The sequence below is a fragment of the Lacrimispora amygdalina genome, assembly GCF_003432035.1.
GTDB lineage: Bacteria > Bacillota > Clostridia > Lachnospirales > Lachnospiraceae > Lacrimispora > Lacrimispora amygdalina.
The window spans coordinates 1-24589 of record NZ_QOHO01000062.1; the positions used below are offsets into that span (position 1 = coordinate 1).

Annotated in this window: 24 protein-coding genes; 21 read left to right on the forward strand and 3 right to left on the reverse strand. The window is 42.0% G+C overall.

Features of this window, described 5'->3' with window-relative positions:
- The 14 genes from DS742_RS18310 to larA form a co-directional block, all read left to right on the forward strand.
- The coding region (locus DS742_RS18310) for a DUF3360 family protein (RefSeq protein WP_117418418.1) at positions 1-684 on the forward strand (684 nt) is incomplete at its 5' end.
- 215 nt (positions 685-899) lie between these two features.
- Positions 900-1634: a class I SAM-dependent methyltransferase gene (locus tag DS742_RS18315; protein ID WP_117418419.1), complete on the forward strand. Its 735-nt coding sequence runs from the start codon at positions 900-902 to the stop codon at positions 1632-1634.
- Positions 1635-1676: 42 nt separating this feature from the next.
- Positions 1677-2612 (forward strand): nickel ABC transporter permease, encoded by a 936-nt coding sequence (gene nikB, locus DS742_RS18320; RefSeq protein ID WP_170313517.1) that lies wholly within the window; start codon positions 1677-1679, stop codon positions 2610-2612.
- A complete protein-coding gene (nikC, locus tag DS742_RS18325) occupies positions 2612-3445 on the forward strand; it encodes a nickel transporter permease (protein ID WP_117418420.1) in 834 nt (277 codons plus the stop codon). Before nikB ends, nikC begins: the two co-directional genes overlap by 1 nt.
- A gap of 26 nt (positions 3446-3471) precedes the next feature.
- Positions 3472-4260 (forward strand): ABC transporter ATP-binding protein, encoded by a 789-nt coding sequence (locus DS742_RS18330; RefSeq protein WP_117418476.1) that lies wholly within the window; start codon positions 3472-3474, stop codon positions 4258-4260.
- The gene (locus DS742_RS18335; RefSeq protein ID WP_117418421.1) at positions 4253-5227 is read left to right on the forward strand and encodes an ABC transporter ATP-binding protein; all 975 of its coding nucleotides are present in this window, start codon (positions 4253-4255) and stop codon (positions 5225-5227) included. The genes DS742_RS18330 and DS742_RS18335 overlap by 8 nt, the downstream gene beginning before the upstream one ends.
- Before the next feature lie 33 nt (positions 5228-5260).
- Positions 5261-6847 (forward strand): ABC transporter substrate-binding protein, encoded by a 1587-nt coding sequence (locus tag DS742_RS18340; protein WP_117418422.1) that lies wholly within the window; start codon positions 5261-5263, stop codon positions 6845-6847.
- Positions 6848-6871: 24 nt separating this feature from the next.
- On the forward strand, positions 6872-7615 hold the full coding sequence (locus DS742_RS18345) for a class I SAM-dependent methyltransferase (RefSeq protein WP_117418423.1): 744 nt from the start codon (positions 6872-6874) through the stop codon (positions 7613-7615).
- Positions 7616-7731: 116 nt separating this feature from the next.
- Entirely contained in the window at positions 7732-8427 is a 696-nt protein-coding gene (locus DS742_RS18350; protein ID WP_117418424.1) for a FadR/GntR family transcriptional regulator, read from the forward strand.
- A gap of 19 nt (positions 8428-8446) precedes the next feature.
- Positions 8447-9493: an XdhC family protein gene (locus DS742_RS18355; protein ID WP_117418425.1), complete on the forward strand. Its 1047-nt coding sequence runs from the start codon at positions 8447-8449 to the stop codon at positions 9491-9493.
- Between the two features lie 269 nt (positions 9494-9762).
- Positions 9763-10551, forward strand: coding sequence for an electron transfer flavoprotein subunit beta/FixA family protein (locus DS742_RS18360; protein ID WP_117418426.1), 789 nt, complete (start codon positions 9763-9765; stop codon positions 10549-10551).
- Positions 10552-10568: 17 nt separating this feature from the next.
- Positions 10569-11762: an electron transfer flavoprotein subunit alpha gene (locus DS742_RS18365; RefSeq protein ID WP_117418427.1), complete on the forward strand. Its 1194-nt coding sequence runs from the start codon at positions 10569-10571 to the stop codon at positions 11760-11762.
- A gap of 74 nt (positions 11763-11836) precedes the next feature.
- On the forward strand, positions 11837-13234 hold the full coding sequence (locus DS742_RS18370; protein ID WP_117418477.1) for an FAD-binding oxidoreductase: 1398 nt from the start codon (positions 11837-11839) through the stop codon (positions 13232-13234).
- A 32-nt stretch (positions 13235-13266) separates the two neighbouring features.
- Positions 13267-14541: a nickel-dependent lactate racemase gene (larA, locus tag DS742_RS18375; RefSeq protein WP_117418428.1), complete on the forward strand. Its 1275-nt coding sequence runs from the start codon at positions 13267-13269 to the stop codon at positions 14539-14541.
- A gap of 67 nt (positions 14542-14608) precedes the next feature.
- Here larA and DS742_RS18380 read toward each other — a convergent pair whose 3' ends face one another.
- Complete coding sequence (locus tag DS742_RS18380; protein WP_117418429.1) at positions 14609-14953, reverse strand: hypothetical protein; 345 nt, start codon at positions 14951-14953, stop codon at positions 14609-14611.
- Between the two features lie 211 nt (positions 14954-15164).
- On the opposite strand from DS742_RS18380, the gene DS742_RS18385 reads away from it, so the two are divergent.
- Complete coding sequence (locus DS742_RS18385) at positions 15165-16619, forward strand: NADP-dependent glyceraldehyde-3-phosphate dehydrogenase (RefSeq protein WP_117418430.1); 1455 nt, start codon at positions 15165-15167, stop codon at positions 16617-16619.
- Between the two features lie 67 nt (positions 16620-16686).
- Here DS742_RS18385 and DS742_RS18390 read toward each other — a convergent pair whose 3' ends face one another.
- Positions 16687-17151 (reverse strand): cupin domain-containing protein, encoded by a 465-nt coding sequence (locus tag DS742_RS18390; protein WP_242996597.1) that lies wholly within the window; start codon positions 17149-17151, stop codon positions 16687-16689.
- Between the two features lie 263 nt (positions 17152-17414).
- Here DS742_RS18390 and DS742_RS18395 point away from each other — a divergent pair, with 263 nt between their 5' ends.
- The 6 genes from DS742_RS18395 (at position 17415) to DS742_RS18420 (ending at position 22712) form a co-directional block, all read left to right on the forward strand.
- Positions 17415-18278: a response regulator gene (locus DS742_RS18395; protein WP_117418431.1), complete on the forward strand. Its 864-nt coding sequence runs from the start codon at positions 17415-17417 to the stop codon at positions 18276-18278.
- Positions 18269-18727, forward strand: a complete 459-nt coding sequence (locus tag DS742_RS18400; RefSeq protein ID WP_117418432.1) for a chemotaxis protein CheX — start codon at positions 18269-18271, stop codon at positions 18725-18727. The genes DS742_RS18395 and DS742_RS18400 overlap by 10 nt, the downstream gene beginning before the upstream one ends.
- 140 nt (positions 18728-18867) lie before the next feature.
- Entirely contained in the window at positions 18868-19776 is a 909-nt protein-coding gene (locus tag DS742_RS18405) for an ABC transporter permease (protein WP_242996599.1), read from the forward strand.
- Positions 19777-19790: 14 nt separating this feature from the next.
- A complete protein-coding gene (locus DS742_RS18410; protein WP_117418434.1) occupies positions 19791-20666 on the forward strand; it encodes a carbohydrate ABC transporter permease in 876 nt (291 codons plus the stop codon).
- A 41-nt stretch (positions 20667-20707) separates the two neighbouring features.
- The gene (locus DS742_RS18415) at positions 20708-22285 is read left to right on the forward strand and encodes an extracellular solute-binding protein (protein WP_117418435.1); all 1578 of its coding nucleotides are present in this window, start codon (positions 20708-20710) and stop codon (positions 22283-22285) included.
- A gap of 121 nt (positions 22286-22406) precedes the next feature.
- Positions 22407-22712, forward strand: coding sequence for a hypothetical protein (locus DS742_RS18420; RefSeq protein ID WP_117418436.1), 306 nt, complete (start codon positions 22407-22409; stop codon positions 22710-22712).
- Positions 22713-22765: 53 nt separating this feature from the next.
- Here the strand turns inward: DS742_RS18420 and DS742_RS18425 are convergent, their stop codons facing one another.
- Positions 22766-24442 (reverse strand): S8 family peptidase, encoded by a 1677-nt coding sequence (locus tag DS742_RS18425; protein ID WP_117418437.1) that lies wholly within the window; start codon positions 24440-24442, stop codon positions 22766-22768.
- Between the last annotated feature and the right edge of the window lie 147 nt (positions 24443-24589).

Genomic DNA, 24589 nt, shown 5'->3' on the forward strand with positions numbered 1-24589 from the left:
AAAAAAAACTGGTTGGTTATTCCGGTTATTTCAATCTTCGCATTTATAATTCCTGAATTAGTTGGAACAGGATATATGATAATACCGGTAAATCTAAATCTGAACCTGAATCCCTTCTATTGGTGGAATGACATGTGGGGGATAGGTTTTGGTCTTAATGGAGTAACAATTTTAAAGACGATACCATTTGCGCTTTTTATTATATTGTTATGGGCGATTGATACCTTGTCTATTCAAGCTATCAGAGAAGGCAGTTATGGAAATAAGGAAAAAGAAGAGCAGCTTGATATTGTTCAGTCATTTACCAGTGTTGCAGTAAGAAATATGATAGGTGCTTTTTGTGGAGGGGCACAGACAGGTTCTCTTTGGAGAAGTTTTTTAATACCTCTCTATATGATTAAGCGTCCCATGAGGATCTGCGCAGTAATACTTAGTGTATTTGGGATAATTGCCAGTCTTACAATGATTCCGATTCAGATCATGTCATATACGCCTTTGGTATGGTCTGTGTTATTATTTGGAATATTTATGCCATTTACAGTAATCGCATTGACGAATATAAAAAATACGAAGGGATTGAGAATAAAGTTATTTATATTACTTTTTTCTGCTTTGGGAATCGCAGTAAGTCCGATAATTACATGGATCGCTTCCGTTATCTATGAAAAATTAGAAACAAATTGATGTATACAGACCCTTTTGGAGAAAAAACGGACAAACACCGCCGTATTTTCCCAAAAGGGTTTCTTCTGTTGGATTGACAAAATATCCCCTCCCCTGGCTTGTGAGCCATTCGTTATTTAAGTATAATTGCAACTATGTGAAAAACTATAATCAGGAATAAGCAGCCCTATAGTTATCAAAAACAAAATACAGACAGAATTTGGGGGGCAGGAATCATGAACAGAGATGAAAGACAAAAACCCTGGGGTGACGGCGAGGACTATAACCGCTATATCGTTTCAGAATTGTCGTCTTTTCGAAAAGACGCCTGGAAAAGGCAGATTGGGGAACACCTGGAAGGAAGAAAGGGACTAAAGATTTTAGATGCCGGCACAGGACCCGGCTTTTTTGCGTGTATTCTTTCTGAGGAGGGACAGCAGGTAACGGCCATTGATTACTCGGATGCCATGATTGCGTGCGCCAGAAACAATGCCAAAAAACTGGGCGTGTCAGCCCAATTTAAAAAAATGGATCTCAATTGGCTGGATTTTCAGGATGAAGAATTTGATGTGATTGTGACCAGAAATGTTACATGGACCCTGGAATATCCGGAACAGGTCTACCGTGAATGGAAGAGAATCCTGAAAAAGAATGGTCTGCTTTTGATCTACGATGCCAACTGGCATCTCCATTTCTTTGACGAAAACAGGCTGAAACGTGTCAGGGAGCGGGAAGAACGGTATTTTCGCAGATACGGGCAGAAAGAGATTGTGGCAGTTAAAAACATGGAATTTTTTGCAGCTGCCCCTTTGACAAGTACGCTGCGTCCGGAATGGGACAGGGAAATTCTTGAAAAATATGATATGGATGTACGGATACAGGATAATATAGGTGAAAATATTTACGAAGAATGGGAAAAAGATCTTTATGGAGAGTCACCATTGTTCGAGATCTGTGCGAAAAAATTGTGATTAAGGAAATTAATTCATAAACGAAGGAAGGAATGGAGAACGGTGACAAAGAAAAAGACAGCCGGTCGTATCCTGCAGATTATCATCGTATTGTTTGGAATCAGTTTTTTAACATTCTGCCTTATTTATCTTGCGCCAGGTGATCCTGTGAAAGCGATGTATGCTGCAAATGGCAGCGTTCCCAGTGAAGAGGTGCTAAACACCATGAGGGAGAAAATGGGATTAAATGATCCATTTCTGATGCAGTATTTCAACTGGCTTTTTGGATGCCTGCGCGGAGATTTTGGTACCTCTTATTCACTGAATAAACCGGTTGTTTCCGTGCTGCTGCAGAGACTCTGGCCGACGTTAAAACTTACGCTGTTTTCCCTAGTTCTTATGCTTGGGGTTTCCATTCCCTTTGGTATTCTTTCAGCAGTGAAGCATAATAAGGCAGCAGATTATATCATACGAATTCTTTCGTTTATTGGGGTATCTATGCCAGGCTTCTGGCTTGGGGTTATGCTTATTTATATTGTTGCGCTGAAGTTTAAGCTCCTGCCTGTCATATCCACGGATACTGGATTTAAGAAAATGATTCTGCCGGCTGTTACACTCGCTTTTTCCATGGCAGCAAAATATACCAGGCAGGTTCGTGCCGCCGTATTGGAAGAATTACATAAGGATTATGTTGCAGGTGCCAGGACAAGAGGAATAAAGGAACGTACAGTTCTCTGGGCACATGTTTTTCCCAATGCACTTCTTCCCTTAATAACATTACTGGGCCTGTCCTTTGGATCACTTCTTGGTGGAACAGCGGTTGTGGAAGTGATTTTTTCTTATCCGGGATTAGGAAGTCTGGCTGTGTCAGCAGTCGCAGCCAGAGATTATCCGCTGATACAGGGGTATGTTCTCTGGACAGCTTTGATTTATATGATAATCAATCTGGCTATTGATATTTTATACGGTATTATAGATCCAAGGACGAAAGTGAGGTGATGGCTGTGGGGAAAGTGCTTGCATTTTGTAAACAACATAAACAGTTCACAGCCTTTTTTATTCTGTCCCTGTTAGTTATTGCAGCTGCTGTTTTTGCTCCTTTTATTGCAACACATGATCCGTATGAAGCAGTGATATCCAATGTAGAACAGCCGCCGGATGCAAATCACTGGTTTGGAACGGATAAACTGGGACGGGATCTGTTTTCCCGCGTTATTTATGGAACACGGACTTCCCTGGCATCGGCATTGTTGCTGGTATTTGTAACACTTGCCGCTGGTTCGGTACTTGGCATTCTTGCAGGTTATTTCGGCGGGGTGACTGATTCCGTCATCATGAGAATTTCCGATATGATGATTTCATTTCCCGGACTTGTACTGGCAATTGCAATAGCCGGAATTCTTGGATCCAGCCTTGCAAATGCGGTTATTGCAATCGTAGCTGTCAGCTGGACGAAGTATGCACGTCTTGCCCGAAGCATGGTTTTGAGAATAAAAAATAAGGACTATGTGTCGGCTGCGGTACTCACAGGTTCGAGGACCGGATATATTCTAAGAAAATACATACTTAAGATGACAATGCCGTTCCTGATTGTTACTGCAGCCACAGATATCGGTACTATGATGCTTGAACTGGCTGCACTTTCATTTCTTGGGTTTGGAGCACAGCCTCCAGCCCCTGAATGGGGACTGATGTTAAATGAGGGGCGTGCCTATCTGCAGAATTCCCCATGGATGATGTTTTTTCCGGGACTTGCCATATTTACTGTTGTGGTTATTTTTAATCTGATGGGGGACAGTCTCAGAGACATTCTGGATACGGGAAATGAATGAAGACAGTCTGGCAGCAGGAGGAAGTAATGCTGGAAATACAAAATATTACGGTTAAATATAACAATAGTGACAAGCCTGCAGTCGAGAATTTCTCGCTGAACATAAAGCGGGGGGAAATCTGTTGTCTGGTCGGGGAAAGCGGAAGCGGGAAAACTTCTGTTATCCGGGCTGTGCAGGGAAATCTGCCGGGGCATGGAACTGTTACACAGGGGGATATCTTATTTGAGGGACAATCTCTTTTAAACTATACGGTGAATGAGTGGCGAAAGATTCGTGGAACAGAAATTTCAATGATCTTTCAGGATTCGGGAGCTATGATGAATCCGGTACGGACAATCGGATCCCAGTTTGTTGAATATATCCGGGCACATGGAACTTATACCAAAAGAGAAGCATGGGAAAAAGGCGTGCAGATGCTTAAGAGTGTGCGTCTGCCTGACGGGGAGCATATTATGAACAGCTATCCGTTTCAGCTTTCAGGCGGTATGAAACAGCGTGTTGGTATTGCATTCGCCATGTTTTTCCGGCCCAAGCTGCTGCTTGCAGATGAACCCACCAGTGCGTTAGATGTAACCACCCAGGCACAGATTGTAAGGCAGATGATGAAGCTGAGAGAAGATTACGGTACTGGAATTATTATGATAACACATAACCTGGCTCTGGCAGCATATATGTCTGACCGTATTCTGATCATGAAGGATGGGAACGTTACAGACAGTGGTGACCGGGAACATATTTTGCATAATTCCCAGGTGGACTATACAAAAAAACTTTTATCTGCAGTGCCGTCGGCAGGAGGCTGTTACCATGTATGAGAAGGAGAATCTGATTCTTGAAGCAAAGCATGTATCAAAAAAGTTTCAATCTTCAGGAAACAGGCTTCTGACTGCCTGTGAGGATGTCAGCCTTAACTTCTATAAGAACCAGACGCTTGGAATCGTTGGAGAGAGCGGCTGTGGGAAAAGCACTTTTATGCGGATGGCAGTGGGCCTTGAAAAACCGTCTTCCGGGGAACTGTTCTTTCATGGAAGAAATATGCTGGAACTAAAAGGTGAGGAACTGCGCTTAAACCGGAGAAATATTCAGATGATATTCCAGGATCCATCGGAAGCATTTCATCCAAGGATGAAAGTGAAAGAAATCATATGTGAACCACTTTTAAACTTCAGCTTAATAAACAGAAAAGAAGTGGATTCAAAAGCCAGGGAACTTCTTGAAATGGTTGAACTTCCGGGAAACCTTGCGGACCGTTATCCCCATGACATGAGCGGCGGACAGCGGCAGCGTGCAGGGATTGCCAGAGCCCTTGCACTGGAACCGGAAGTGATTGTATGTGATGAAATAACATCATCACTTGATGTTTCTGTGCAGAAAACGATTGTGGAACTGCTTATAAAACTTCAGAATAAAAAACATGTATCCATAGGATTTATCAGCCATGATCTGGCATTGGTGCAGCAATTCGCACATCAGGTGGCAGTTATGTATCTGGGGAATATTGTTGAAATCATCAATGGGAACGAAGTCTGTGTAAATGCCAGACATCCATATACGCAGGCTTTACTGGACTCCATCTTTGATGTGCATATGGATTTTTCAAAGGAAATTATGAGTATTGAAAGCGAAGTGCCAAGTCCCTTAAATGTACCGGCTGGATGTCCTTTCAGAAATCGGTGCAGTTATTGCATGAAGGTTTGTGAGACAGAAAAACCCAAATTAAAAGAGATAGAGCCCTGTCACATGGTAGCCTGTCATCGGTATAATGACTTATGCTACATATAATATTCATTTGTTTTATTACGAGGAGGATAAATTGTGAAAGTAAGAGTAAAAAAAATGATTGCGGTTCTTATGTGTGCAGCTATGTGCTGCGGTTTGCTGTCTGGGTGCGGGGCGGCCGTCAAAGCAAAAACATCAGCTGGCACAGCAGATGGTAAAAAGACGCTGGTGATCGGAAGCGGTCAGTCCGCTGGCACATTGGATCCCATTAAAGCCTATAATGGCTGGTATCCGATACGCTATGGTATATGCCAGACTTTAACAAAAATGAATGATGATTATTCCATATCCGGATGGCTTGCTAACGATGGTTATTCTTCCAATGATGACAATACGGTGTGGACTTTTACCGTGAAAGATAAGGTGACGTTTTCTAATGGAAATAAACTGGATGCAGAGGCAGTAAAAAAATCTCTGGAGAATGTTTTTGAGAACGGAGAAAGAGGTGTCGAGTATTTCACACCTGTTTCTATGGAAGCTGATGGTCAGAAACTGGTTATTACCACGGAAAAGCCAGAGCCAATTTTGCCAAACAAGCTGGCTGATCCATTATTCAGTATTATTGATACATCTGTTGATAACAGTAAAATCGCTGATAACGGTCCAATCGGAACCGGGCCGTTTGTATGTGAATCTTTTGATTCTGCGACAAAGAAATGTGTGGTTGTTAAGAATAAAAATTATTGGAACGGTGAAGTGAAGACGGAGCGTATTGAATTTATTTATTCCGAGGATCAGTCCATAATCAGTATGGGACTTCAGTCAGGTGACTTTGATGCAGTATATAATGTCAGCATGAATGATATTGATACGTTTGAAAAAAACAGTGACTTTAAGATTAAAACAAATCCCAGCGGACGCACAACCATCGGCTTTATGAATCAGAACGGGCTGCTGGGGGACAAGGTGCTTCGTGAGGCAATTCTCCAAATGCAGGATAAAGATTCTTACTGCAAAAATTTGCTGAAAAATCAGTATGTACCAGGTAAAACACTCATAACTTCCGCATCAGATTATGGATATGACACTCTGACAGATCCCAACGCATACAATCCTGAAAATGCAAAGAAATTACTGGATGATGCAGGATATGCAGATACTGACGGAGATGGTTTCCGGGAAACACCGGCAGGAGAACCGGTTAATCTGCGTTTTGTATATTATACCGGCCGCCCCGAACAGCAGATCGTTGTTGAGGCAGCTCAGGCGGCACTGGCCACAGTGGGTATCAAAGTTACTCCAAACGTGCATGATACTCAGACAGTTATGGACATGCAGAAGTCAGGTGATTATGATTTGCTCTGCATGAGCATTAATATCATGAACTGCGCAGATCCTGAGAACCAGATCAATACTTATTTCAAGGCGGGCGGTACCTATAATGCAACAGGATATGACAGTAAGGAGTTTAATTCTCTTATGGATCAGATACATGTAACCGCAGATCCAAACCAGAGAAAGGATTTAACCAAACAGGCAGAGCAGATTCTTTTGAATGATGCTGCGGCAATTTATTTTTGTTATCCAATTATGAACTTTGTTATGAAGAATCATGTTGATGGAATTAATTCTACCCCTGCAGATTTCTACTGGGTTGATGAAAATACATCGATTAATAATTAGCAGGCAATGGAGGGATGGTTACTTATGATTCAGGTAAATGACAAAAGCTTCAATGAAAAAATAAAAGAAGAGGTAACAGACTATTGGACTTCACGCGCGGAGATATTTAACGAACTGAAAATACAGGAACTGAATTCTGATATGCGCGGGCGGTGGCTGGAGGAGCTCCAAAAGTATCTTCCTGCAAGAAAAGGTCTTAAAATACTGGATATTGGCACAGGAACCGGCTTTTTTTGCTTCCTGCTTGCGGCAGAAGGCCACGATCTGACCGGAATTGATCTCACTGAGAAAATGATTCTTGAAGCAAGAAAAACTTCGGAAATTCTTGGGATACCTGCTGCATTTTATGTGATGGATGCAGAAATGCCTGAGTTTGCAGATGAAAGTTTTGATGCAATTGTTACCCGCAATGTTGCGTGGACACTGCCGGATCTATCAAAAGCCTATGAAAAATGGCACCGTCTTTTGAAAACGGGTGGCGTGCTTATTAATTTTGACGGGGATTACAGCAGAGAGGCTGAACAGCAGAAACTGCCGGAAAATCATGCACATGCAAAAATAACACAGGAACAATGGAATGCATACGAACATTTAAAGACTGAGCTTCGCCCTATCTCAAATCCAAGACCTGCATGGGATGTCAAACTACTGAAATCTGCAGGATTTAAAGAGATTATTCTTGACGAACAGGTGGGGGACAGAATTTACAGTGAAATAAATCAGTTTTATAATCCTACACCAATCTTTACTATAGCAGCAAAAAAATGATGTCTGATTCAATGGAAACGGATATTTAACGCCTATGCTTGACCTGCTGATGGTGTTGAGTTAATATGGTTTTAAATGTATAATATTACGAAACATTCAGTAAGCAGGAGGATAAGATGTTCAGCCCAATCAAAAACACGAAGGTTTATGAACAGGTAATGGATCAAATCAAGGAAATGATTGATAATGGAGTTTTAAAAAAAGGAGACAAGCTTCCTTCTGAGAGAGATTTAGTTGAAGAATTACAGGTGAGCAGAGCATCGATCAGGGAAGCTCTTCGCGCATTAGAAGTCATTGGATTGATTGAATGCAGGCAGGGAGAAGGAAATTTTATAAAATCAAGCTTTCAGGATAATTTGTTCGAACCTTTATCAATTATGTATATGCTGGAAGGAACCAATCCCGGAGACATACTGGAACTGAGAAAGATCATGGAAGTCGAGGCTGCCGGCCTGGCTGCTAAGAGAATAACGGATAAACAATTGGCGGATCTAAAAGAAATTATGGAACGGTTTGAGAACTGCAAGGATGAAGAACTGAATGCGATGATCGATAAAGAGCTGCATTATAAGATTGCAGAGTGCTCGGGGAATGTATTAATATTTAACATTCTCAGAACCGTTTCACTTCTTGTAGACGATTTCATTAAAGATGCCAGACGATTGATCATTGCGGATCAGGATAAGAAAAAAATGCTCTTATTACAGCATAAAGACATCTATCTGGCTATTGAAATGCACAGTTCTGTAGCAGCGCGCAAAGCGATGCGGCAGCATTTGGATTACACGAACAAGTACAGTAAAATGATTTGATGGTCTAAGGAGAAAAATTATGCTGGAACTATACAGAGCGATTGCAGACTGCAACCCTAACAGCAAAAATATGGTGGCTTCCGTGTTAGATGGAGAAGCATTTGGCCAGAAGGCTTTGTTTTCTGACGAAACACTTATCTGTGAGACGAACGAGTCCGGTTATTTTTCTGAACATGGTGAAGTAGTACTGAAAGCCGCCGGCGATAAGGATCAATGCAGAAAAGGTCTGATTACGCTTGATGGCAGCCGCATTTTCTGCGACTGGCTGGGGCAGGAGATTCATCTGGTAATTTGCGGCGCAGGTCATGTGTCGATTCCGGTGATACAGATTGGCCGGATGATGGGGTGTGATGTTACTGTGCTTGAAGACCGCCCCCAATTTGCGGACAATGCACGGCGGGCCGGAGCAGAAAAGGTTATTTGTGAGCCATTTGAACAGGGTCTCAGACAGGTGGAAGGCGGCAGCAACACGTATTTTATTATTGTGACAAGAGGCCACCGCTATGATCAGACGTGTCTGGAACTGATAGCCGGAAAAAAACATGCCTACATCGGTATGATAGGAAGCCGGTTAAGGGTGGCGAAGGTAAAGGAGGCCGCGTTGCTGAATGGCTGCGACAAGGCAGTTATCGAACAGGTATACAGTCCGATTGGACTGAACATCAATGCGGAGACTCCGGTTGAGATCGGGGTATCCATTATGGCGGAAATTATTGAAGTGAAAAATAAGAAGATGCGTTTGAGCGGATATTCGAAAGATATATTGCATACGATTCTGAATCCGGAAGAAAAAGCCGGCCGAAACGTTCTGGTAACAATTGTGGCCAGAAAGGGATCTGCTCCACGGGATGTGGGCACCAAGATGCTGGTAACACCAGATGGAAGATGCATCGGAACTATAGGCGGCGGCTGTATGGAGTCAGAGGTTATACAAAAAGCTCTCCACATGCTGCATAGTGAAGACGAGAAGATTCTGCTTAGCCATGTGGATATGACCGGAGTGGATGCAGAAGAGGAAGGTATGGTGTGCGGCGGGGTTATAGATGTATTGTTAGAAGTCGTTTGAAGTATCAGGGCTATATAAAAAGTCAAAAAAGAGAGAACACAGGTGATGGTCATAGTAATATTGTCACCTGTGTTTTTCCATTTCCTATAGTTTGAAAAAGGGTATTATGAAATTTTACTATTTTTTTACAAATATATAGATGTTTTTTTAAAATTGTGATATTATAGGTTTAAGTGGTCAGACCATAATACCAATTAAGCAATACAATTCATGTAACGTTTGTATGATTTGCCACACTATATTTAATACATAGAAAGAGAGGGATACGTATGGATATTTTAGTCTGTATCAAGCAGGTTCCGGATACTTCGAAAGTTGAAGTGGATCCTGTAACTGGTGTTTTAAAGAGAGATGGTGTAGATTCAAAAATGAACCCCTATGACTTGTATGCGTTAGAAACCGCACTGAAAATGAAAGAGCAGCAGGGCGGATCGGTAAAGGTGATCAGTATGGGACCGCCTCAGGCGAAAGAGGTTATTAAAGAAGCATATATGATGGGAGCGGACGACGGAGCTTTAATAACGGACAGAAAGTTTGCAGGAGCAGATGTACTTGCTACCTCATACACCATTTCCCAGGGTGTGAGAAAAATGGGAAATTTTGACCTTATCCTGTGCGGAAAGCAGACAACAGACGGCGATACCGCCCAGGTAGGACCGGAGATGGGGGAATATCTTGGAATCCCGCATATCACCAACGTTTTAAAGATTGTAGAAATAAAAGAAAAATCAATCATAGTAGAAATGGATATGCCTGACACCATTGAAGTCGCCGAAATCCGTTTCCCATGTTTAATCACAGTTGAAAAAGATATTTTCCAGCCAAGGCTGCCATCTTACAAGAGAAAGTTAGAGGCAAAAGACAAAGAAATCAAAATCCTGACTATAAATGATTTTGAAGATAAAGATGAGATGAAATATGGGTTAAACGGTTCCCCCACGCAGGTAGAGAGAATATTTCCCCCATCAGTCAACAACGACAGAGAGATATGGACCGGAACCGGTGAAAAACTAAGTTTACAAATGGCATCAAAACTGAAAGAGTTAAAATTTATATAAAGAAGGGCGGGGATTTCATGGGAAAATTAATATGTAACCAGGAGAACGTAAATGAGTCAAATATTGAAGAATTATTAAAAGTCTGCCCTTTTGGAGCAATTGAATACACAGATGGAAAAGTACAGGTGAATGCAGGCTGTAAAATGTGTAAGATATGTGTGAAAAAAGGTCCGGCAGGAGTGATGGAATTTGTTGAGACAGAGACAAAGAAGGTTGATAAGAGCCTGTGGAGAGGAATTGCCGTCTATGTTGACCATGTGGAAGGAACCATTCATCCGGTGACAATGGAACTGATCGGAAAAGCCAGAGAGCTTGCTGCAGTTGTTGATTTCCCGGTTTATTGCGTTTTTATTGGCCACAATATAGAAAAGAAAGCAGAAGAACTGCTGCATTACGGTGTGGATGAGGTCTTTGTATATGACAACAAAGAATTAAAGGATTTCCGGATCGAAACTTATACGGCTGCCATGGAAGATTTTATTAATAAAGTGAAGCCATCTTCCATACTGGTCGGTGCCACAACTACTGGAAGATCTCTTGCCCCAAGAGTAGCCACCAGGTTCAGAACCGGATTAACTGCCGACTGCACCATACTTGAAATGAAAGAAAATACAGATCTTGTTCAGATCAGACCAGCCTTTGGCGGCAATATTATGGCTCAGATTATATGCCCTAATACAAGACCCCAGATGGCAACCGTAAGATATAAGATTATGAATGCACCGGAAAGACAGTGCGATACAAAAGGGAAAATAACCGTATGTAAACTGGATGAGGAAAAATTAAAATCCCAGATTGAGGTTTTGAAGGTTACGAAGAAAAAAGTGGAAGAAAATATATCAGATGCTGAGGTGATCATTGCAGTCGGCAGAGCCATAAAATCCGAAAAAGATATGGTTATGGTGCAGGATCTGGCAGATCTGCTGCATGCCCAGATTGCAGGTACGAGACCCCTTGTAGAAGCTGGACTGATTCCGGCAAAGAAGCAGATTGGCCTTTCCGGCAGAACGGTGAAGCCAAAACTGATCATCACCCTGGGAATATCTGGTGCCGTACAGTTTGTCGCAGGAATGAATCACTCAGATCGTATCTTTGCAATTAATAAAGATGAAAACGCCTCTATTTTTCATACAGCACATTATGGAATCGTAGGAGATATTTATGAAATTGTGCCGCAGCTGGTGAAAGAATTAAAGTGTGCAGGAGCTTAATAACCAACGAAATACATAGAATGCGGGTTGATTTGTTTTATATGAAATTACGAATCAAGGAGGGAATGAATGTGATGGATTACAAAAAAATTGATGCCGGTGATGTTGAATATCTGGTATCTGTACTGGGTAAGGACCGGGTATTTACCGGCGAAGAAATTAATGATGACTTCAGTCATGATGAAATGGGCGGAATAAGCAGGACTCCGGATGTATTAGTGGATGTTCTTACGACAGAAGAAGTATCAAAGATCATGAAATATGCTTATGACCAGCGGATTCCTGTTGTAGCCAGAGGATCAGGTACCGGTTTAGTGGGAGCTTCCGTCCCTGTTTACGGCGGAATAATGATAAATATGTCCAAAATGAACCGGATACTGGAAATAGATGAAGAAAATTTAACCCTGACTCTGGAGCCGGGAGTCTTATTAATGGAGATCAGTGATTTTGTTGAAGAACATGATTTGTTCTATCCGCCAGATCCTGGTGAAAAATCAGCAACTATTGCCGGTAACATCAACACCAACGCAGGAGGAATGAGAGCGGTTAAGTATGGGGTTACCAGAGATTACGTGAGAGGACTGGAAGTTGTTCTGCCAAACGGTGAAATTCTTGAGGTAGGGGGGAAAGTAGTAAAAAACTCCTCCGGCTACAGCATAAAGGACTTAATATGCGGATCAGAAGGAACACTTGGAATTGTAACAAAGGCCATTTTAAAACTGCTTCCTCTTCCTAAAAAGGCGATATCATTGTTAATTCCATTCCCCAGCCTGGATATGGCGATCAGTACGGTTCCTGAAATCGTGAAATCAAAAGCGGCTCCCACTGCCATAGAATTTATGCAGAGAGAAGTAATTCTGGCTGCTGAGGAATACTTGGGAAAAAAATTCCCTGACAATTCTTCGGATGCATATCTCTTACTGACATTTGACGGCAATTCACGGGAAGAGATAGAAAAGGCATATGAAAAGGTGGCGGATATCTGCCTGAAGGAAGGCGCTGTTGATGTATTTATTGTTGATACAGATGAAAGAAAAGATTCTGTCTGGTCTGCAAGAGGGGCGTTTCTGGAAGCGGTCAAAGCATCAACAACAGATATGGATGAATGTGATGTTGTAGTTCCAAGAAATAAAATTGCTGAATTTATAAAATTTACCCATGAACTTCAAAGCAGATTTCATGTAAGAATCAGAAGCTTTGGTCATGCAGGAGATGGAAATCTCCACGTATATGTATTAAAAGATGCTCTTTCAGAGGAAGCGTGGAAGAAAAAACTGGCAGAAGTATTTGAAGCCATGTACAGCAAATCAAGGGAACTGAGCGGTCTGGTATCTGGAGAGCATGGAATCGGTTTTGCCAAGAAAGTGTATATGCTGGAACAATACAGTCAGGAATATGTGGAGCTGATGAAAAATATAAAATTAGCTTTTGACTCTAAAAATATTTTAAATCCGGGAAAGATTTTTCAATAAAACAGCCGGATAAAAAATGGAGAGGGAATCTTATGGCCAAAATTAAAATACCTTATTCAACTAAACTTTTAGAAGTTGATATTCCGGATCATAATCTGGCAGCGATATTGGAATCAAAAGCCCATGCTTACCGTGCAGAGGGAAGCCAGGAGGAGATTGTTAACAGAGCTTTGGACCACCCGATTGGAAGTGCCTCCTTAGAAGAACTGGTTCGGGGCAGGAAAAACATGGTGATCATAACAAGTGATCATACAAGGCCGGTACCCAGCAAAGTTACTATGCCTATACTGCTTAAGCGGATCCGAAAGGTAAATCCTGATATTGATATTAAAATATTAATTGCTACCGGATTTCACAGGCCTGATACCAGGGAAGAGATGATTCATAAGTTTGGACAGGAAATTGCAGACCATGAAGTGATTATTAACCATATGTCAGAGGATGAGGACAGTGTTGTAAGGGTGGGGACTCTGCCTTCCGGCGGAGAACTGTGGCTTAATAAGCTGGCAATGGAAACGGAATTGCTGATTTCAGAAGGATTTATAGAGCCTCATTTCTTTGCAGGATTTTCAGGGGGAAGAAAGAGTGTCCTTCCAGGTGTAGCATCAGCAAAAACAGTGATGGCAAATCACTGCTCCGAATTTATTGCAAGCGAGTATGCCAGGACAGGAGTCATTCATAACAATCCCATTCATAAGGATATGCTTTACGCAGCCAGACAGGCAAAGCTTGCATTTATACTGAATGTTGTGATAGACAGTGAAAAAAATATTATCAGGGCCTTCGCAGGAGACAGCGAGCTTGCACATACAGAAGGCTGTAAATTTGTTATGGAACTGGCTTCTGTAAAGGCTGTAAAAGCAGATATTGCCATAACCTCCAATGGAGGATATCCTCTTGACCAGAATGTTTATCAGTCTGTAAAAGGTATGACTGCAGCAGAAGCAGTCTGTAAAGAAGGCGGAGTTATTATTATGGTCTCAGCCTGCAATGACGGGCATGGGGGCCAGTCGTTTTATGATAACATGGCTAATGCAAAGAGTCCGGGAGAAGTCCTTAACCGTGTTATGAAAACCGGAAGAACGGAAACAATACCGGACCAATGGGAATTTCAGATACTCGCCAGAATACTTAAAAAGCATACAGTCATACTTGTTTCAGATATGTGTGATCCGGAAATGATTAAGAAAATGCATATGCAGCACGCATTTACGTTTGACGATGCGCTAAAGAAAGCGTTTGAAATAAAAGGGGCAGATGCGAACATAACAGTCATACCCGATGGGGTGGGTGTTGTAGTGAAATGAATCATGGAAAGGAGTTCTCCAAGGAGAACTCCTTAACTAATTTGAGTTGATTATGCACTTACTGTTCCTACCGAATTGCCGAATTCGGGTTTTCACACTTTCTCTCCATCACAGCCGCGTACTTTCCCCAATTAAAATCATTGTAATAATATTTGTCATCAACCAGGTTTAAACCACCATATCCATAATAAGTAGACCATGAGATTTCGTCAGGCGGAGGATTGCTTAGTGCGGACTCGCTGAATATCACTTTTCCGGTTAACAAATCTACTATGCGGATATTTAAGTTCAAAAGATATACATCAAAATCCATGTTGCCAGTTTGAGTAGCATAAGTAGCATAATACATACCCTCTGTGTATTGCTCATAAACTGCAAAACGCGCATCCGAGGGGTTAATTACAGGAACCAAAGCATCGGACTCTCTTGCGTATGTATAAGCTCCATATGAAGAGTCATTAATGTTATAGTCATTTGTCGAATACGTTTGATTCCATTCACTATGTTCAGGATCATCGACTGCTATTAGCAAACAATGAATAGAAAGACGCTGGTATTTAATTTTACATTTATGGTATATAATAGACAGATGGCAAGTATAAGAAACGAAAGGAGAGAAACATATGACTGGATTATGCAATGAAAATCTTATTTATGGAAATTTGATCAACGGGCAGTGGACAGAATCAGCATCAGGAGATGTCATTACCATTACATCTCCTGCGGACGGTTCTTTTGTGGGTAAGATACAGGCGATCAATAAGGAAGAAGTGAATGATATTGTCCGCTGTTCCAAAGCCGGTCAATCTTTGTGGTCTGTTGTACCCATATACGAAAAAGCAGCACTCCTTTATAAGGCAGCAGCGCTCCTGGAGGAAAGGACAGAAGAAATATCGGATATTCTCATGATGGAGATTGCAAAAGATAAGAAATCTTCTGTATCGGAAGTGAAACGAACAGCGGATTTTTTGCGTTTCACTGCAGATGCAGGAAAAAGTCTGGAAGGGATTGCAGTGAGCGGGGAGAATTTCCCAGGAGGCTCCCGCAATAAGATGTCCTATGTAAAAAGAATTCCTCTCGGCACTGTATTGGCCATATCGCCCTTTAACTATCCAATTAATTTATCGGCTTCCAAGATCGCACCTGCATTAATCGGGGGCAATGCAGTCATATTAAAACCGGCGACACAGGGAGCGGTCAGCGCACTTCACCTTGTAAAGGCATTGCAGGATGCGGGACTTCCGGCAGGGGTGCTGCAGACAGTAACTGGAAGGGGAAGTGAGATCGGTGATTATATCGTGACACACGAAGGCATTGATTTTATTAATTTTACAGGCAGTACGGAAGTAGGCAGACATATATCTCAGATTTCCTGTATGACACCTTTGCTTTTGGAACTTGGCGGCAAGGATGCGGCTCTTGTCCTGGAAGATGCAGACCTGGAGTATGCGGCAGATAATATTGTGGAGGGGGCATTTTCCTATTCCGGTCAGCGGTGTACAGCGGTGAAACGCATTATTACAACTGATAAAGTTGCAGACCAGTTAGTAACCATGCTGAAATCAAGAATTGAAAAGCTGACCGTAGGAGATCCCAGAAATTTCGCAGTAATTACCCCTTTGATTGATCAGAAGGCTGCTGATTTTGCCGTATTTTTAACGCAGGATGCCATTGCAAAGGGGGCAGAACTGATTATTGGCAGCAAGAGAGAAGGGAATCTGGTTTATCCGACTTTATTAGATAAAGTAACTGTGGATATGGAGATCGCGTGGAAAGAACCGTTTTCCCCCATTCTTCCGATTATCCGTGTAAATAATATGGAGGAGGCGGTTGAAATCGCCAATCGCTCCGAGTATGGTCTTCAGTCCTCCGTTTTCACCAAAGACATCAATCAGGCATTTCGCATTGCTGAGAAATTAGAAGTGGGGACAGTTCAGATTAACAACAAGACAGAACGGGGGCCGGATCATTTCCCGTTTTTGGGAGTGAAGGCTTCCGGTATGGGGACTCAGGGTGTGAGGTATTCCATAGAAGCGATGACAAGACCAAAAGCAGTTACCATCAATATAACAGAATAACAGCCAGAATATTGCAGCCTGCCCGTTAATCCGGGCAGGCTGTAAAGTTTTGGCAATAAGACCGTTTTCAGCTTTTGTTATCTGAAACGCTGCCGGCTTTTGTCTGATGAATCGTACCCCATTCGTAGTGCGGGGGAGCATAGACCGAAGTCAATTTCAGTGGCTGATTCCCAATATTAATAATATTATGCCATATTCCTGCAGGAACAAATATACCGTAATTATCAAATACCAGATATTGGGAATCCATGGAAAATTTCGATGATCCCAACTGAACCAGCCCCAGTCCTTCCTCTACTCTTAAAAACTGATCAAGATCGGAATGGACCTCCAGCCCTACGGTTCCTTTGACGGGTATGTTCATAAGCGTGACCTGGAGATGGTCTCCGGTCCAGAGGGAAGAGCGAAAATTGTCGTTTTGTCCGGCAGCCTTCTGCATATCAATAATAAAAGGGTTTGGTCCGAAATCGGAAGGAAATTCAGGTACATTTGTCATTTCAGAATCGAATTCAATCTTGTTATATTCATTCATAACATCATTCACCGAGGTAATCGTTTTTATTATTATATGAATAGGAAATTATGAGTGATACGGTTTTTGGTGACATTTATAAATAATTTAACTTAATAAACGAATATTTGTAATCCGGATAGCAAACCTTTTGACAAAATATGTCATTATATGATATTGTTGATTAATACAAATATTAAGTGAAACAGGATATAAACCTGTTAATCTGGTATTGTAATAGAGTATTGACATTAATCATTATTAATTACAGGAGGCTTTATTCTATGGCGGGTACAAAAGTTGTTATAGTTGATGATTCTCCCTTCTCTATCGCTTTCATCAAAGGAATTCTTGTTAGAAACGGTCTTGAAGTTGTGGGGGAAGCAGGGACACTGGAAGAAGTAAAACAGGTGATACAGGAAACAAAGCCTCAGCTTGTGACGATGGACATGACACTGCCTGGAACCGATGGATTGGAATGCACCCGTGCAATTCATGAAATTGACAGAAACATTAAAGTTATTGTCATCAGTTCCATGATGGATGATGAAATTGTGAAGGAAGCAAAGGAAAATAAGGTTTCTGCTTATGTCCAGAAGCCTATTGATGAAGAGGAGCTGATGACGGCGGTTAACCGTGTCATGTCATCGGAGGAATTATTCCGCTTTTTATCAAGTGAGTATATTAAAATTTTTAAAGAGGCCCTTCTTGATGGAACCAATAAATTAACGAAGACGCTCATCCAATACAAAGATGAAAAAGTCTGCAGTCAGGAATTCCAGTCAGAAGGACTGGCAGTCATTGTTGGCATTATCGGTAAGTTTTCCGGAAGAATGCTGATTGATGTAAAGTTGGAAACTGCTTATAAGCTGACCGCTGCAATAATGAAAAGGGAGGCTGCGGGCAATGATGAGGTGCTTGCAGTTCTTGGAGAGTTTACCAATATTGTGTCTGGTAATGCCTGCTCAATCATAAACAGAATGAATAAAGCCTATGGACTCAGGGTGGCACCGCCAACAATTATGCACGGTGAAAGTGTACATATTACCGCTCCTGGATATACAACAACAAACATACTGGCAGAGTCGGATTTCGGAGATATTCTGCTTAATATTGGATTTCAAAGGGGTGATGATCAGTGGATGTAAAATACATAAATCCATTTATTGAAGCATTTCTTTCCGTTATGCCTCAGCTGGGATTTGAAAAAGTTGAAAAAACCAATTTGAGTCTGAAAGACTGCAATCTGACTTATACAGGAGTAATCATGACAGTCGGCATTGTAGGAGAAATAAAAGGAAATGTAGTGTATTATCTGGATCTTGAGAATGCAAAAAAAGTAGCATCTACCATGATGATGGGGATGCCGGTAGATGATTTTAATGAAATGGCCCAAAGTGCTATTTCTGAATTGGCCAATATGCTGACAGCGAATGCAGCTACATTTTTTGCCAATATTGGCATCACTGTTGATATATCAACGCCTACCCTGCTTTATGGAGATCAGGTTTCAGTGAAAATGAATTCCAGCCAGATACTTTGTATCCAGCTGCTGGCTGATGATATTCCATTTGATATTAATATTGCATTTTCGTAACTATTTTTTATACAAATATAATAAGAGGTAACAGGCCTGTGAATATGGGAAGCCCCGGATTCACAGGCCTGTTTGCGCATTTACCCTTAAACTTCTGAATATAGATATATATGAAACAGAATAATCAAGGGGGATTGGAAATGTTTCTGAAGGTTGTTAAAAATAATCGGACCCTGCTTTTTATGTGTCTTCCGGCAATTATATTTTTTACGGTATTTAACTATTGTCCGCTGCCTGGAATTTATATCGCTTTTACCAACTACAACTTCAGAGACGGTATTTTTGCCAGTCCGTTCGCTGGCTTTAAAAACTTTGAATTTCTCATTAAATCGGGACAGCTGTGGCTGTTAACCAGAAATACGATTCTTTACAATCTGGTATTTATTTTTTTAGGAAATGTACTTCAGATTACTTTGGCTGTCATGTTAAATGAGATTGGAAACCGCATATTTAAAAAAGCGGCCCAGACCATGATGTTTCTTCCGTATTTTATATCTGCCGTACTGATCGGTGCCATTATGTTTAATATTCTCAATTACGATACCGGGGCACTTAATACCCTGATCCGGCAGACTGGCGGGAACCCGTTGAAGATTTACAGCATGGCTGGAGCATGGCCTTTTATTATCGTATTTTGTCAGATGTGGCAGCAGACCGGGTATGGGTCTGTGGTTTATTTTGCAGCGATATGCGGGATTGATGCCAATATCATAGAAGCGGCCGAGGTGGATGGCGCTACCAGTATTCAGAGAATCCGCTATATTATCCTGCCTGGGCTGAAACCCACCTTTATCATTCTGCTTTTATTTTCTCTGGGAGGAATTATGAAAGGGAATTTCGGCCTTTTCTGGAATCTGGTAGGTATGAATTCCCAGCTTTTTGGCACGACTGATATTATTGAAACTGCAGTTTACCGGATGATGATGTCTCAGAATAATTTTTCCACTTCATCGGCAGTCGGGCTTTACCAGTCGGCATTTGGATTCACACTTGTGATGTTATGCAATTGGCTGGTAAAGCGGATTGATCCTGATTATGCATTATTTTGATTGAGGAGGAAACTATGACTGGCACAAAACTTTTAAAGGGATTCTCTTATTTATGTGTAGGTTTTTTTACAATTGTCTGTATACTTCCTTTTCTTTTGATTCTTTCTGCATCCTTCAGTACGGAGAGTGTGATCAGCAGGGAGGGATTTGGACTCTTTCCCAAAGGATTTACATTTGCTGCATACGGCTGGGTATTCCGTTATCCTAAAATGATTCTCGGATCTTACGGAGTAACCATTACAATGACAGTATGCGGAACCGGATTGGGGCTGTTTTTGATTGCAATGACAGGCTACGCACTTCAGAGACCGGATTTCCTTTTTCGCAATGTATTGTCATTCTTTATTTATTTTACAACACTTTTTTCAGCCGGAATGGCACCTACCTATATCTGGGTGTCCAGATATCTTCATCTAAAAGGCAGTTATCTGGCAGTATTTCTCCAGCTATTAATGACTCCCTGGCTGATCATACTGATGAAGAATTTTGCCAAATCTGTTCCATTTGAGATAACGGAATCAGGTAAGATGGACGGAGCCGGTGATTTCACCATTTTCCGGGTTCTGATTTTTCCCATGCTGAAGCCGGCGCTGGCTACAGTGGGTTTATTTCTGGCACTTGGATACTGGAACGAATGGTATCAGTCCTCTCTGTATTTGGGATCCTCTGTAGCCTATAAGCCGCTGCAGTATTATTTATACAATATCATCAATACGGCAAATGCCTTAAAGGGTTCTGTAGCTGGTGCCAATGTTTCCATTACAGCGCTGCCAAGCAATACCTTAAAGATGGCCACTGCCGTTGTTGCAACCGGACCTATTGTATTTTTGTATCCATTTGTACAGAAATATTTTATTACCGGTATTTCCATAGGTGCTGTTAAGGGGTAAGAAGGCTGAATGGGGATTTGGCAAAGAAATGGAGGGTTAAGATGAAAAAGTGTTATTATGCAAAAGTGCTGCTGACCGCAGGGATGATTGCTTCCCTTACCGGAATCCTGACTGGGTGTGGGAAAAAAACAAATGGGGAAAAAGAAGATGCTTCGGTAAAAAAGCATGAAGTCATTACCATGCTTGTGCTGGGAGATAAACCTTCCAACGGCAGATGTGAGGCAATGCTGAAGGCTTTGAATCAGGTCCTTACGCAAAAGGTCAATGCGGAACTGAAACTTACTTATGTGGAATGGGCGGACTGGCAGACGCAGTATAATGTACAGCTGTTAGGAGGCGACGATTCTCTTGATATTATTACGACTGCCACGGATTGGCTTTATGCCTGGGAAAATATCCAAAAGGGTGCATTTCTCCCGTTAAGTGAAGAGATGTTAAAAACTTATGCTCCCAAAACCTGGGAGCAGGTGGAAGCTTTGGGAGACTGGGATATCTGCAAATATGACGGGGAGATTTACTTAATTCCCGAAGACCATTATACCCAGTATACAAACCACGGGATGTTTTACCGGGGAGACTGGGCAAAAGAAGCCGGTTTAAAGGATGGAACGGTAGAAAAATTTGATGATATGACCACTTATTTTAAGTATGTAAAAGAAAATAAAGAAGGGGTTATTCCCTGGGATGTCCCTGGAAAGAATAATGCTGCAGGCCTGTTAGGCGCCTACATCCAGTCCAACTCAGATGCCCGTGTCATGATTGGATGCAATGCAGGTAATTTTGAATTCTGGTATACCAGCGCATCCGATCCCAATACTGTATTTTCTCCTTATATGGAGGGAGAAGTCCTATATGATGCCGCTGATCTTATGAAGAAATGGAATGAGATCGGGGTATGGAGAGAGGACGTCTTAAACTTTGACGGAGATGCCAGAGAGGAGATGTACGCGGGCACCAGCGGGGCAGACCAGCACCACAGCCAGACTTTCTATTCCCAGGTAAAACCAGGCATGGAACGAAAACAGCCGGGGTCAGATGCCAGGATGTATCCATGGGGACTGGAAAATAACAATATTGCGAAACCTTTAAAAACCCATGGGGCTGCCGCAATCAGCGTAAATTCCAAACATCCGCAGCGGGCCCTGATGGTATATGATCTGCTTCGAAACGATGAGGAATGCTACCGGTATATTAATTATGGGATTGAAGGGACTGATTATGTCATAACAGAGGATGGGAAGCTTGCTTATCCGGAGGGCTGGGACCAGAGCACCGATAAGCTGGATGCAAACTTCTGGTGTGGCAGAAACGATGATCTGGAGCTGGATAACAGCTATCACTGGAATGGAAAAAAGGAAATGATTGATAATCTCAACAAAATTGCCTATGATTACCCATTTGAAAATCTCATTTTGAATAAAAGTGCGGTGGAGGCGGAACAGGCAGCAATCGCCAGTGTGCTGTCAGAATACATTCCTCAGCTTGCTTACGGGAAATATGAAAATCCCCATCAGGCCATAGACGAAATGAGAAAAAAAATTGAGGATGCAGGATATCAGAAGGTGAAAGAATCGTTTCAGAAAGATATTAATGAGCTTGTGAACAGGCAGGAAAATTAGGTACCATACCTATAGTTTGACTGCAGGGCATTTAATCAGACGGAGTATCTCTGAAAGAATGCCCTGTTTTTTAAACAAACTAATTTGTGGATGATCCACAAAACATTTTCAGATGGTACTGATGGAGCATATTTATCTTGGACTTACGGATCATCTTTCATTTGCAGTAAAAAGGCATCGTGAGATTTTGTTTTCCTATCTTACCTGCGAAGCGATGTCCGGAGTTCCGGCCAGCTGCAAAGCCACTGCGATGGGATTTTTCCAGGCTGTCTATGCAGTCGGTATGACTGTATTTCCTGCAATAACAGGAGCTCTGGCTTCAAAAATGGGGATGAGAACCGGTTATATGATGCTGGCAGCATTTTCTCTTTTGGGCTGGGGCGTATCTTTTCAGCATTATAAATCATGGAAGAAAACAGGTGCATAGAGTGAAATGGGACAGGGAGCCGCTTTGATAAGCCCCCTGTCTTTTTTAGAAACCTACGAGAAAGCTGAAATCTGATCAAAAAGATGAAGCATGTCAATCTGGCCATATCCCCATATATCATTTGGGTAGAACCAGGCATTGTCACGATTTGCACTGCGTATGATCATACGGTTTGCCATTACGCCGGTTATCGTGGTATGGTTGCCTCTGATAAAGCCCCATTCCATTATCATTGCTTCAGCTCCGGAAGCGATGGCAGCAGCAGCCCCGGTGCCGGAAAGTGTGCCGTATCGGTTTCCCGGGAGAGCACAGGGAATCTTATAACCAGGAGCCGCTACATCCGGAAGAATTTCACCAAAGCGGGAGAATCCCCTTCCGGATTCATAAAGTATCATGTTGTCGAATTGGTTATAGGCAGCAACCGTAAGAGGAACATGGGCATCTCCCGGAGATGTGATGGTTGTAGTGGAATCGGAGTGATAAAAGTAAGTATCAGGAGAGATAAGATTCCCGGAGGGGAGCCAGCAATGGAACGAAAATGGTTCATTTCCTTCGCTTTTAACCTGGCAATGCCAGATACCGGGGAGGGGGTTATTAAAACGCACCACAATTACCTGATCCCCTGTGGAACCTTCCAGAATGATGTTATTAATCCACACAGAACTCTGACCTCGTAAAAGGCTGAATTTCTGGCAGGTGTTAACCGTAGTATAGAGACTGCTTACAAATTCGCAGTCGGGAGAGTAAAGTTCAAGGGTAATCCGGCCTGTTGGAAATGGCCAGATTTCCATGGTAAACATTCGGTCATCTTCTCCAATTTTTATATCAAAACTGCAGCAGTAAGGTGGTACATGGGAATAACAGTAATAGTGCCTTTTACTTGCCCCTTCGTTTCCTGCTGCAATGACCGCTCCCATTCGGGGCTGTCTGATAAGCTGGTCCAGATAGGAACTTAAGGGGCTCCGCCCATCATGTCCTCCCTGGCTGCTGCCTAAGGCAATGCAGAGGATTAAAGGGCGGTTTAACTGTGCTGCTATGTTTAGAAGATACCGGATTCCAAGCATAATATCAGATTCCTGATAGCAGAGGGAGCGCTCTGGTATAAAATAAATCTGTTTTAAATTGTCTTTTGCTTCTTTCAGCTTAACAACAGCTAATTTACTTTGAGGTACAACTCCTGTAAATGAATGTTCCTTATCACGGCTTCCTGCCACGATGCTGGCAATCGCAGTACCATGACCGCTGGTATCTGTAACAGGGACGATAGTTAATGGAAGGGATGATTTTAAGGCAGTATTAATATGGTTTTTTGTATATTCAGAGCCAAAATCAAATCCTGCAGGAGGTTTGCCGGTCTGATCGGTCTGGTCCCAGATAGAGAGAATGCGGGTAGTACCGTCATGATTTTGAAAAGCCGGATGGCCATAGTCGATACCTGTGTCTATGATACCAATCACAACTCCAAGACCCATATAATTTAACACAGACTGATAAGAAAGGGAGGCAGTATTAGGATTTTCCGTGCATATGGAGGAAGCCAGTGTGTAAACAGAAGGAAAATTTTCATATGGATGAAGACCTAAATCGCAGGCCTGCATGTTTGTCTGTGCCAGATGGAGCAGAGAATGTTCGTTGTTTAATTTTGTGATATTTTCTGAAAGGGCATAAGAAGGGATCAGGGAGTTACTGAGGATAAAGTCATAATATCCGTTATCAAGTATTTTGTTCATGAAAAGCCTGCCTTTCCATACACAGTATATAACCATTTTATGCCAGTAAAGTACCCAAATACCTAACAAATGGCTGAATAAGAAAAAAATGATTTATCTGAATAATATTATGTTTTTTTAAGGGATAATGTCCTTGACAAATAGTCA